This window comes from Bartonella sp. AC329YNZD, from assembly GCF_042196685.1.
GTDB lineage: Bacteria > Pseudomonadota > Alphaproteobacteria > Rhizobiales > Rhizobiaceae > Bartonella.
The window spans coordinates 20199-32889 of sequence record NZ_JBHIQS010000016.1 but is presented as its reverse complement, the minus strand read 5'-3'; the positions used below and the strand labels follow the sequence as shown (position 1 = coordinate 32889).

The 12691-nt window shown below is 36.5% G+C and carries 7 protein-coding genes and 1 pseudogene; 5 read left to right on the top strand and 3 right to left on the bottom strand.

Annotated elements, in window-relative coordinates; genetic code table 11:
* Nucleotides 1-297: pseudogene (locus tag ACFIMW_RS07420) on the top strand (integrase); the annotation flags it as partial.
* 717 nt (nt 298-1014) lie between these two features.
* Nucleotides 1015-1422 carry a large conductance mechanosensitive channel protein MscL gene (gene mscL, locus ACFIMW_RS07415; RefSeq protein ID WP_375607446.1) on the top strand — a complete coding sequence of 136 codons (408 nt, stop codon included), beginning with the start codon at nt 1015-1017 and terminating at the stop codon, nt 1420-1422.
* A gap of 18 nt (nt 1423-1440) precedes the next feature.
* On the opposite strand, the gene ACFIMW_RS07410 is transcribed toward mscL, so the two are convergent.
* The gene (locus ACFIMW_RS07410) at nt 1441-3129 is read right to left on the bottom strand and encodes an ATP-binding protein (RefSeq protein ID WP_375607447.1); all 1689 of its coding nucleotides are present in this window, start codon (nt 3127-3129) and stop codon (nt 1441-1443) included.
* A 1232-nt stretch (nt 3130-4361) separates the two neighbouring features.
* Complete coding sequence (locus tag ACFIMW_RS07405; RefSeq protein WP_375608651.1) at nt 4362-6944, bottom strand: DNA translocase FtsK; 2583 nt, start codon at nt 6942-6944, stop codon at nt 4362-4364.
* Between the two features lie 470 nt (nt 6945-7414).
* Between ACFIMW_RS07405 and ACFIMW_RS07400 the strand changes: the two genes are divergently transcribed.
* From ACFIMW_RS07400 to rpoH, 3 genes are all read left to right on the top strand, one after another.
* Nucleotides 7415-8845: an aldehyde dehydrogenase family protein gene (locus ACFIMW_RS07400; protein ID WP_375608650.1), complete on the top strand. Its 1431-nt coding sequence runs from the start codon at nt 7415-7417 to the stop codon at nt 8843-8845.
* Nucleotides 8846-8877: 32 nt separating this feature from the next.
* Nucleotides 8878-9882, top strand: coding sequence for an RluA family pseudouridine synthase (locus ACFIMW_RS07395; RefSeq protein WP_375608649.1), 1005 nt, complete (start codon nt 8878-8880; stop codon nt 9880-9882).
* Nucleotides 9883-10030: 148 nt separating this feature from the next.
* A complete protein-coding gene (gene rpoH / locus ACFIMW_RS07390) occupies nt 10031-10915 on the top strand; it encodes an RNA polymerase sigma factor RpoH (protein ID WP_375608648.1) in 885 nt (294 codons plus the stop codon).
* A gap of 199 nt (nt 10916-11114) precedes the next feature.
* Here rpoH and ACFIMW_RS07385 read toward each other — a convergent pair whose 3' ends face one another.
* Complete coding sequence (locus tag ACFIMW_RS07385) at nt 11115-12536, bottom strand: hypothetical protein (RefSeq protein ID WP_375608647.1); 1422 nt, start codon at nt 12534-12536, stop codon at nt 11115-11117.
* Nucleotides 12537-12691 lie beyond the last annotated feature (155 nt).

Sequence of the window (12691 nt, the reverse complement as noted above, 5' to 3'; positions counted from 1 at the left end):
AACAACAAAAGCACGCGCGCTCTTAGGAAAACAACGTCATAAAACGCAAAATAGACCAGCAATGGATTGGAAAGATGCACTGCCTTTTATCAAACGCTTTGTAAAACACAAAACATAAAATATCTGGCTTTGCATTTGCTTATCCTTACAGGCGCTCTCTCTAGCTCTTTACGTCATATTCATAAAGACCAAATTTATAATGATATATGGACTATCCCTGCTGAAAATATGAAAGAAAAGCGCGATGCTACAACAAAATTTCGCGTACCTTTATCATCAGAAGCACTAAAAGTAATTGTCGAACACATGGTCGAAATGATGACAGTTGATCATTGAACCCACATCCTATCATACCAACAACTTCCAAATCAAAATGATCTTGCTAACCCTATAGTTCTCCTGTCTATAAACTAATACAATCTTCCAGTTAATGAAATGTGCTACCTTCCATCGGTGATCGCCATTTTCAGTTCATGTAACACAATACAAATAGCTTTTAGATAAGCTCTAACATGCCCCTAATCGCTATTATCGCTTGCTAAATTAAGAGAAATTAAGTTATAAATCTTACTCTCACCTTCTCTATCCATTTCTCCCACCAGGGTTGAAATAGATTTTTTATTCTTAACTCTCTTTTTATGCCAATATATGTACTTCATTTGAGAAACTTTCTGATAGCTCAGCTTTCAACACAGCCCATTTTGTGGTATTGTGTAAAAATCTCTCTTTTTAATGTTAACATAAAAATCTTGAGACAATTATATAAATTAAGCTACAGTTTTCTACTTTCTGTTGAAAAAAGCAGATATAATTTTTATCAAAAAAGCTTTTTTCTAGGAAATGTTCTATGTACATTCAAATAGAATCCTAAAGCTCTTTATTAAACCTTATAAAGTTCTTTGAAAATGATATTAATATCGTAATATAACCCTAAAAATAAAATCTGCCCTTTCCTTTTTCATCAAAAGCGGTAAGTAAATTACCGTATATCGCTTACATAAAGGGGAAAACACAATGCTTAAAGAATTCAAAGAATTTGCCCTAAAAGGTAATATGATTGATCTTGCTATCGGTGTGATTATAGGGGGTGCTTTTGGTAGCTTGGTCAACTCAATTGTCAATGATATTTTTATGCCAATCATTGGACTGATTACAGGTGGGATTGATTTTTCTAATATGTTTATTCAACTTGCTGGCGAAAAACAAGCAACATTGAGTGCCGCCAAAGCAGCTGGAGCAACCATTAGCTATGGACACTTTATTACTTTACTTATCAATTTTCTCATTATTGCTTGGGTTCTTTTTTTATTCGTTAAGGCTATGAATAAAATTCGTAGAAAAGAAGAAGAAAGCCCCAAAAAAACGTCTTCAGAAGAACAACTTTTAATAGAAATTAGAGATCTTTTGGCTAAGAAAAAATAATTTTATGCATGATTAACCTCATGGAACACGAGGAAAAAACATTTCCACAGTTGTTCCATGGTTTGGTTTTGAGAACAGTAAAAATTGTCCTCCTCTTTCTTCCACCATTGCTTTACACATTGGGAGGCCTAAACCTGTTCCCATAAAAGCGCTATCACCAGATCGGCCATCTTTGCGCTCTACTTGGCCATAAGGTTGCAGTGCCTGTATAATCTCTTCTTCGCTCATCCCTATACCATTATCGCTCACTGAAATTTTTACACGTTCTTTTCTATAAGAAACGTGAACAATAATCTGCCCACCCAATGGCGTAAAACGAATGGCATTAGAGAGAAGATTCCATATAATCTGGCGAAACACTTGTCGTGATACAGGAATAAATGGAACGTGAGGTGGAGCAACAATACGCATGATAATGCCGTTCTGATTAGCTTGAGTTTCAAGAAAAGCGATCGTCGCACGTAAACAAGATATCACATCAAATGTTTCAGAAATAAGGGAAGTATCAATCTGGTTATCGGAATCAGAATAATTTATCTTCGAGCACTCTAGTAATTGATTAATCAGCGATAATATATGTTTTCCAGAGGAAATAATATCGCGTAAATATCCATGATAGCGCTCATTTTCTATCGAACCAAAACGGCCTTCTCTCATAATTTCTGCAAAACCAATAAGAGCATTCAAAGGTGTTCGTATTTCATGAACAACTCCAACGATTTTATCCTCTTCTGCTTTTTTTTCTCCTGATGGAACTGTTTGTGTTATATCACGCAACATAACAGCATAATTGCCTTGCTTTGCCAAAAATACAATCGTTATCAAAACGGTTATATTTTTATGATTTTTCGTCATTAAATCAGCGCTTTCACTGCGATTTAAAACCTGATTTTTCCCCTCTATACGGATTGATTTAAAATATTTTTCAACCAAAGGTTGGCTTTGCAAAGTAAATAATGAAGAGAATGGCTGTCCTCGTAGTTCATTTATTTCATAACTCATTAATGCTAAGGCTGCCCTACTCGCTGATTGAATAAAGCCCTGTTTATCCAACCATAAAACACCATCAGTTGCTGTATCCAACAATGATAAAACTGCAGCTGGCTCTTTTATGAGAGCCTGTTCTATAGCATTTACCGACAATGTCTGTGCATATGGTAACTGAATAGCTGTCTCTTCAAAAAAATTCTCTTCTTCTTTTTCTGATGAATTCAATTCATCACGCAATTGCTCGGCAATCTCACGAAAAGCTGATCGTTCTATCTCAGAGAGACACGGCATTTCCGTCTTCAGCTTTTCATCTCTTTTTTCTTGGACTTTTTCTCGTACTTTTAAAACACCAAAGCCGCAAAATCCCTTAAGCTTCTTTTTAACATCAAAAATTGGTAAAGCAGATAACTCAACATCAAGCCATTGTGAACAGCCATCAACAGGCCATTGAACAATCTCTTCATTCCAAGGTACAGCCGCTTCAATAAAACGGCTAAGAATCCGATACCGCTCATCATTAAATTGATAAGCAAGATCATGAAAACTACATCCTAAAATAGAGGAAGAGAGAGGCCCAACAACTTCAGCTAGCTCTTTTGAGACTTCACAAAACAAACCATTGCTATCAATTTTCCACGTAAAAGGTCGCGGTAAAAGCTCTGGTGTAAAACGAAAAGCTTCTTGCTTACATTTTAATTCATTTGTATTTAACTTCAACTCATCTTCTTTTAATGGCATAACTAAAACTAAAAAAGTATTGGATTTACTCTCAAACGAATAATGCTAATCTTTTACAAGTACCTTCTCTGGTTACAATACTCTGACATCTTGTATCAATTGTCTGTAGCAAAATTTTGACTGCTTCACCAACAAAACAAAAATAAAAAGAATTCCCTAACACTGTTACTTATTCACCTATTAAGGTAATAAGATTTGTCACCTTAATAGGAACATGATCCTCACATAAAATAGTCACCAAAAAAAGAATACACTTAATTTTGCGCATTCATGCGCCTGTTTTAAAGAGATATATCCACGATCCCCAAACTTATTTACGACGTCCCCCGTAAATGGTGCGCTATAAAGATCACCATAGAAGATATCAAAGCATTGTGTATTACCATTTTATACTTACGCAAAAATCAGCTAGCACCATCATTATACTTTCCAGCTCCTCATGTTGCCAATAGTTTTTGGCATTTGAATGCCCTCATCAGAGGCATTTAAATTCCTTTTTTAAATGTTTTTTACCCATACGCTAACTTAACTTATGATATACAAAAAAATGGTTTTGACTATTCAACATGGAATAGATTTGAAATGAAAAAATCTTACGATATTGGAGACTTTTATTCACACAAATAATGATAAACTACCATTATAAATCAGTATATTGCATGATAAAAATCCGAAATTAAAAATTTCTTTTTCAAATAAAGTCTCGTAAGAATATCTTTCTTGCACTGACAGTATCAAATGATAATAAATTCAGCGTAGCGCTTTAAAGCACCCAACGCAACAGACCTTGTATATTGGATACTCTTCTTATGATATTCTCCATAATCGCCCAAAGACCTTTTTTTCATTAAAATCGCGACAGAAAAAAACAAAAAATATATCACCACACTACTTGACTCAAGAATCTCTCTGCAAATAGAATAGAAAACAAACATCACCGGTCTTTATATAAAGATTTGTTTAATTTCTTTACATTCCAGATCATCGAGAAAACTAAAAATATCTTACAATCTCCTTTGATATCAGCCTGTTTACCTCATCAGCAGTTTTAATACAAAAAATCACTTTTGCTTTATAACTCTCTACTCAATTTTTTAATAATTATAAAAGATAAATACGTGTAGCCCATTTTCTCTGAAAAAATAAAACAAGCACATTTTAATAATGACTGTCAGACATTTTTAAAATTTCCCATTTTAAAATGTGCTTGTTTATTTTCCTTCATTGAGTAGAATTTCACGTTTTCCAACATGATTAGCGGCTCCAACAATGCCTTTTTCTTCCATCTGTTCGACAAGAGAAGCTGCTTTATTATAGCCGATTGAAAGTCGACGCTGAATATAAGATGTTGAACATTTTCTATCACGCATAACAATCTTTACAGCTTGATTATAAAGTCCCTCACCCTCTTCATCAAAATTTTCGTCCTCAGAAACTCCAACCGTTGAATCAGCAGAAGCATCCTCTTTGTTATCGTCTTCATTATCCGTTACCGTTGCTAAATAATCAGGTTTTCCTTGCATTTTAAGATGTGCAACGATGGATTCAACTTCTTCATCAGAGACAAAAGGGCTATGAACGCGCACGATGCGCCCACCACCTACCATATGAAGCATATCCCCCTGACCTAAAAGCGTTTCAGCACCTTGTTCACCCAAGATCGTACGACTATCAATTTTTGAGGTTACTTGAAAAGAAATGCGGGTAGGAAAGTTCGCTTTAATTGTCCCTGTGATAACATCAACAGAAGGACGCTGCGTTGCCATAATAAGATGAATACCTGCCGCACGCGCCATTTGCGCTAAGCGCTGAATGGCATTCTCTATTTCTTTCCCTGCCACCATCATAAGATCAGCCATCTCATCAACAATCACAACAATATAAGGAAGCTGCGTGAGATCCATGGCTTCTTCATGATAAAGCATTTCCCCTGTTTCCTTATCAAAGCCCGATTGTACAGTACACATGATCGTTTCGCCTTTTTGAGCTGCAAGTGCAACGCGTGCATTAAAACCATCAATATTACGCACACCTAACTTAGCCATTTTGCGATAACGTTCTTCCATTTCACGAACCGCCCATTTTAAAGCTGTTACTGCTTTTTTAGGATCTGTTACAACAGGTGTTAAAAGATGTGGTATGCCATCATAAACAGAGAGCTCTAACATTTTAGGATCAACCATGATCAAACGACACTGCTTTGGTGTCATACGATAAAGAATCGACAAAATCATTGTATTAATTGCAACAGACTTTCCTGATCCTGTTGTTCCCGCAACCAATAAATGAGGCATTTTTGCTAATTCTGCAATGACCGGTTCACCATTAATCCCTTTCCCCAAAGCAAGAGCAAGTTTAAATTCACTTTCACGAAAAGAACGTGTTTGGATTAATTCACGTAAATAAACGGTTTCACGAACCGCATTGGGTAACTCAATCCCGATAACATTACGTCCAGGAATGACAGCAACGCGTGTAGAAATAGCAGACATAGAACGCGCAATATCATCAGAAAGATTAATAACGCGCGATGACTTTACACCCGCAGCAGGCTCAAATTCATACATTGTAACCACTGGCCCTGGATGTACATGGATAACTTCACCCTTAATACCAAAATCTTCCAAAACACTTTCCAAAAGTCCAGCACCACGTTCTAATGTTTCCTGAGGAATCATCGTACCTTCATGAAAAACAGGTTTCTGTAATAAACTGACCGGAGGAAACTCATAAACATCACAGTCAACAGAGTGCATATTTTGCACAAAAGCAGAATCATAATTGCCTAATGGCGCGCGGCTAGATTGGAATATTTTAGTTTTAACGTTTGCTTGCATCACAGACAAATCTTTTGAATTCTTTGTGACATCTTTTGTTACACAATCAACGGTATTATTAGCGATAGTATTATTGCTATTTTCAGTCTCTATACGAGCCCCAGCACCGCTTAACGCCTCAGTATTGTTTAACGCCTCTGCATCACTTGACGTATGAGCACAATCTTCAACAGAAAGCTTAGAATGATACTTTTTAGCCGTATCATTATTTGTATGCATTAAATCAGAAATTTGCTCAACACCTCGCATCCTTTCTGCTGGAGATTCTGATGTAATTGAATCATAAAGTTGTGGAAAGCGGTATTCAAGAACACGGTAAAGAGCCGTTATTGACTCATCAAAGGCAGAAGGAATATGAGGTGTAATTTCATTTTTTGTGTCAATCGATGCATCCTCTTTTGAAGTTTGAGTATCCACATATTCAAATATCAAAGATTCACACTCAAAAAATGCATCATTGGAAAGGTGCAAAGCAGGATTCATTTTTTGTAGCACATTTTTTTCTGGTAATTTATGTTCTTGTTTATCCTCCTTAAGCGGAATATTTGCTGATGACATACCAATAGTTTGTTGTGACAACTGCTGTAAAACTGTTGAATGACAAACCGACGTTTTATTCTCTATTGATTGAGGATTAATGACTTTTTTTGTCGATAGAACATTTTTCGTTTTCTTGTTACAGCGTACAATATCTGTAATTTGTTTTTGATCTTGTTTCGTAAAAATTTTAAACTGTTTTGCAAAAATTGGATCTGTTTCTATACGACGACGCAAAATCTCAACTTCTGGGGTACGCGTAAAACGGACATTTTTTCCGAGGGTAAATGCCTTTTTCCACACTTCCGGATAAGGAAATATCTCAGTAATCTTAATAGATAAATCTTCTCTTGATGCACCTTTTGTACCATCATCAGAAAAAGAAGATGTAGAAATAGATTTTGTTTTCGAATTATGCATGGCACCCAACAAATTTATAGCAATGAGAAAAATAATCTTTTCAAAAAGAATTCATAGAGACTATCGTATGAAGGTTAATAACCTTTTGCTGATAGCTACTTTTCAATAAAAAAAATAATGCCATAATGCATATTCATAATGTTTTTTCTTCCTATTTACGACGTAAATTACCCAGTTTATGGTGTCGTATAGCGCGTATTCCATTCGTTTTGAAAAAAAACTTCATGATAAAAAAGCTTCAAGGAAATTGTCTATACCTCTCTTTCTCTCCCTTTTCATAAAAGAAATTAGTCTCGATAATACAAATAGTTATATAAGCATTGCTCTATTAAATTCTTCATGCTCAATTACCATAATATAATCTAGTTTCTCGCGTTTTTATAAGATTACCCTTGTTATCCTCGTTTAAAAAGGCTTAGACTAAGATAATCATAATGACATAAACACAAATAAAAAAAAGGGAGCCAATTATGTTTAACAAACGGAAATTTTATATCAATGGTCTATGGGATGATCCAAGCACTCCTCACGACTTTGACGTCATTAATCCATCAACAGAAGAGGCTTGTGCTGTCATTAGCCTTGGAAGTACAAAAGATGCCGATAAGGCAATTAACGCGGCTAAAGAAGCGTTTCAAAAATGGAAAACAACGTCACCAAGCGAGCGTCTTGGATTCGTTGAAAAAATTCTAGAGATCTATGAAAAACGTTCCAAAGACATGGCAAAAACTATTTCAATGGAAATGGGAGCACCGATTGATATGGCGCTTAATGCGCAAACTGCAACCGGAAGTTCTCATATTCGCAATTTTATCAAAGCTTATAAAGAGTTTTCGTTCCAAGAAACTTTAATAAAGGGAAATGAGCAAGCCATCCTTCACTACGATCCTATCGGCGTCGTAGGATTAATTACGCCATGGAATTGGCCCATGAATCAAGTAACGCTTAAAGTTATCCCGGCTCTCTTGGCTGGCTGTACCATGGTGTTAAAACCCTCTGAAATTGCGCCTCTTTCTGCTATGCTTTTTGCTGAAATTTTAGATGAAGCAGCACTTCCAGCCGGTGTTTTTAATTTAATCAATGGTGATGGTGCGACTGTCGGCTCTTACCTCTCTGCACATCCAGATTTAGAAATGATCAGCTTTACTGGTTCAACCAGAGCAGGAAAAGATATTTCGAAAAATGCCAGCGCAACTTTAAAAAGAGTCTCTCTGGAACTTGGGGGAAAAGGAGCGAATATTATCTTTGCTGATGCCGACTCAGATGCTATTCAACGTGGTGCACGACATTGCTTTTATAATAGTGGACAAAGTTGTAATGCACCGACTCGTATGCTTGTGGAACAGAGCATCTATGGCAAAGCCGTAAAAATAGCTAAAGATATTGCAGAAACAACAAAAGTAGGACCAAACTACCAAGAAGGAAATCATATTGGGCCTGTCGTTTCAAAAAAACAATACGATAAAATTCAAGAACTTATCCAATCGGGAATTGATGAAGGTGCAACTCTTGTTGCAGGAGGGACTGGTTTACCAAAAGGAATGGAACGCGGTTATTATGTTCGTCCAACAGTCTTTGCTGATGTAAAACCTCATATGCGTATTTTTAAAGAAGAAATCTTTGGTCCAGTTCTCTCGATTCTTGCTTTTAGTACAGAAGAAGAAGCCGTCGCTTTAGCCAATAACACTGAGTATGGTCTTACAAATTATATTCAATCACAAGATCGCAACAAATGTCGTCGTATTGCAGCACAAGTACGCTCTGGTATGGTAGAAGTTAATGGACATGGGTTACCCAGTGGAAGCTACTTTGGAGGTGTAAAATTTTCTGGGCGCGCCCGTGAAGGGGGACATTGGGGAATTAAAGAATTTCTTGATAGTAAAGCAATTTCATACTGGTAAGAGAATCTTATTAAAAACTTAATAGGAATCGTATGGTAATACAGAAAATAACGGATGAAGGTGCTCTTGGGCAACGTCTTGACCAGTGGCTCGCAAAACAATACCATAATGTGCTCTCACGTTCACGTTTGCAAGCCCTCATCCATGAAGGCTGTCTTAAGATTGATGGTCATCTCATAAAGGAACCAAAAACAAAATTAAAAATTAACCAAATAATTGAATTGGCAATGCCTGATCTTCGTGATGCAGAACCTAGCGCTGAAGCTATCGCATTGGACATCCTTTTTGAAGATGATCATATCATCGTTATTAATAAACCAGCTGGTCTTGTTGTTCATCCTGGGAATGGCAATTGGACTGGTACGTTGGTTAATGCTCTTATTTACCACTGTGGTAATAGTTTATCTGGTATAGGTGGTGTTAAACGCCCTGGCATTGTCCATCGTCTCGATAAAAATACAAGCGGTGTCATGGTTGTTGCAAAAAATGATCTGGCCCATAAAAGTCTTAGCGCTCAATTTTCTGATCATGGACGTACCTGCGCATTAGATCGACGTTATCATGCCTTGATTTGGGGGGCACCTCACCGTAATGTCTGGACAATTGATGCATCACTTGGTCGTTCGCCCCATAACCGAACAAAGCAAGCTGTTATTCATAGCCAAAATTCTTATGCTCGTCATGCTGTTACACATGTTTCTCTGCTTGAAAAATACGGTACTCATCCAGATTCAACGTCTTTTGCTAGCCTTCTGGAATGTCGTTTGGAAACCGGACGTACCCATCAAATCCGTGTTCATATGGCTCATATCGGACATCCTCTCGTAGGTGATACGGTTTATGGAAATGCTTTTAAAACAAAGTCAAATACCCTTAATCCCATTATTAAAAATGCAATAGATCAATTCAACCGACATGCACTCCATGCTGCAAGTCTTACTTTTGAACATCCTTCTACCGGTAAAGTTATGTCGTTTTCCACACCGCTGCCTCAAGATATGGCTAAACTTATTAAGCATTTTAAAAAAATGAATTGAAACTTTTCTCCTTCTCAAGATTTGACAATAAAATATCTTTTTTTGAACAAAATTCAAAAATATGCTAAAGTGAGGTTACAAGGGTAGTTCGCTATCTGAAACAGAGAATTTGCCTTATCAGGGAATTCAGACAAAAGGAGGGTGCTATATGGCCCATATGAATTTGTTATCAGTAATAACAGGTGATGGCGGTTTAAATCGTTACTTAGAGGAAGTCCGTCGTTTTCCAATGCTTGAACCAAAAGAAGAATATATGTTAGCTCAGCGTTACCGTGAGCATAATGACTTAAAAGCTGCGCATAGGCTGGTAACCAGTCATTTGCGTCTCGTAGCTAAAATAGCGATGGGATATCGGGGCTATGGACTCCCCATTGGGGAAGTCATTTCAGAAGGTAATGTTGGACTCATGCAAGCTGTTAAACGTTTCGAACCAGAACGGGGTTTTCGTCTTGCAACCTATGCAATATGGTGGATTAAAGCATCAATCCAAGAGTATGTATTGCGATCTTGGAGTTTGGTGAAAATGGGGACAACAGCCAATCAAAAGCGCTTGTTTTTCAACCTTCGTAAGATAAAAAGTAAACTTCAAGCCCTTGATAGCGGTGATCTCAACGCAGAACAAGTAAAAGAAATTGCAACACAGTTGAATGTTACGGAAGATGAAGTTGTTTCAATGAATCGCAGGCTTGGTGGTGACACGTCACTCAATGCACCGATTCGAACAAAGGAAGGGGAAAACAGCGAGTTGCAAGATTGGTTGGTGGATGAATCTAACGATCAAGAACAAATTTTAATTGAAAAAAGTGAGTTGGAAAATCGTCGTTCTATGCTCATAAATGCCATGGACAATCTGAATGAACGCGAAAAACGTATATTCAAAGCGCGTCGTTTAAACGATATCCCACTAACCCTAGAAGAACTCTCTGGTGAATTCAACATCAGTCGAGAACGAGTAAGACAAATTGAAATGCGTGCATTTGAAAAAGTGCAAAATTTCATCAAAGATTCTGCTTTATCCCAAGCTCAAGTATAAAATTCTAGAATTAAGTATAAAGCCAGTTGTTTGCGCATTCTTAAAGTAAAAATGAAAAAAGGCATATATTGGCTTTATACGGGTAAATTAGCCTATCTAATTTTTTGAGTTATTGATGTGGGAGCTTTGCTGAGCGCGTTTGGTATAATTGATAGAAACAGATATAGAGAATTTTCCACAACCTTTTATTTTCCCGCATCTATGTTTTATTTTTTTGACCAAGGACTGTTAATTTATCTTGTTGTGTAAGCCATTGTCCAATAACTTCATTAAAAATAGACTCACCTTTTGGTCCTTTTGCAAAGGTTAATTCATTTATACGTCCGTTTTTATCTGTTAACACCAAACGCATCCAATCTAATTCTCGCATCAATTGTAAATTTTGATCAAGAAAAGGATGATTACCACTCAATGCAACAAGAAAAAAGTCATCGTTAATCTTTGCTGCAATGGTTCTTTTTAAAGGCTGACCAATGGATTGTTCACTTGCTTTAAAGGTTAATGCTTGAACATTGCTTATAGCTTTACCTGAAAACTTATCAGAAAGAATAAAAATAAGGTCCATAATATACGCAGCAGGAAATGACCGATCGGTATTGCGACGTAAAATTAACCGTAATGATAGCCCTTCATCGGGAATTGTTATATCACCTTGTATAGCAGTTTCTTCTGGAGCCCCCTTCACATAAGACTCCTTTATAAGCGTCCAGCGAACACTTCCGGTTGCCATCTTTTCTGCATCATAATTTGTACGTGCTTGATAAAAAACAGCTTCACCCGATTTTTCAAGCGACTGCAAATTGCTAGAAACAACTGTTGAGATTCCTTCTTCATCCGAAGAATCTGTCGCTTGTTTTAAACCGACATCAATTTCACTCCCATCCTCTAATAAGCGTTGTGTTAACTTTCTCTTAACCGAAAGTGCCTTTGGAACTCTGTGAGAAGCTTGAAGATTTTCTCCCAACAACTGATGATCATTTGATATAAATACACGCTCACCAACAAAAAAAATACCAACCGTTAAAACAACAATACTAACAACAGAAACAGCACTTATCACAATACGCCTTTGCACCAATGATTTATTAGCGCGACGTAAAGCCTGGGAAAAAATATGTGAAACAATATGCGGATTATCTTCCTGCGAGGGAGAACCCTTTAACGTACAGCTATTAACATGCTGAGAAGAGAAATAAGCCCCCATATTAACAGGCTCTGCATCTGGTATATCTGATACATAAGGCTTATCAAATACTTTATTATCTTTTGAACGTGCAACAAAATCCTGCTTTCTTTTTATGTTTACCATTGAAAATTCATTATTCTTTGGTAATATAAATTTTTTTGTAACTTTCTTATCTTCATTTATATTTGTGGGATTCCACCCAATAACTGAAGAAAGCAATTTCTTTTCAACTACTAAATATCCTTCTTCAACGGTTGCGATAGAACTTCGAAGAATCTTTCTTTGTTCATCCGCTATTGCTTGTGGGATTTTTGCTATTACAAATTGATGTTCTAGTGTTTCGATAGCCCGCTTATAAATCCGCTTGCGCACTTGTGGTGTAACATTACTTTGTGCATCAATTGCCTTTTTTAAGATTCCAACGAAATCTACCATTTCCTCTATAATCTCTCTTAAACTGAGAAAATAAACCCTAGCACTCAAGCCAAAAAACTTTTATTTTAGCCTTCTAAATCAATTATCATTTATATTGGTACAACTATCGTAATAGTGTAAAATGAATATGAAAAATAAACAATGCTATTTTGTAC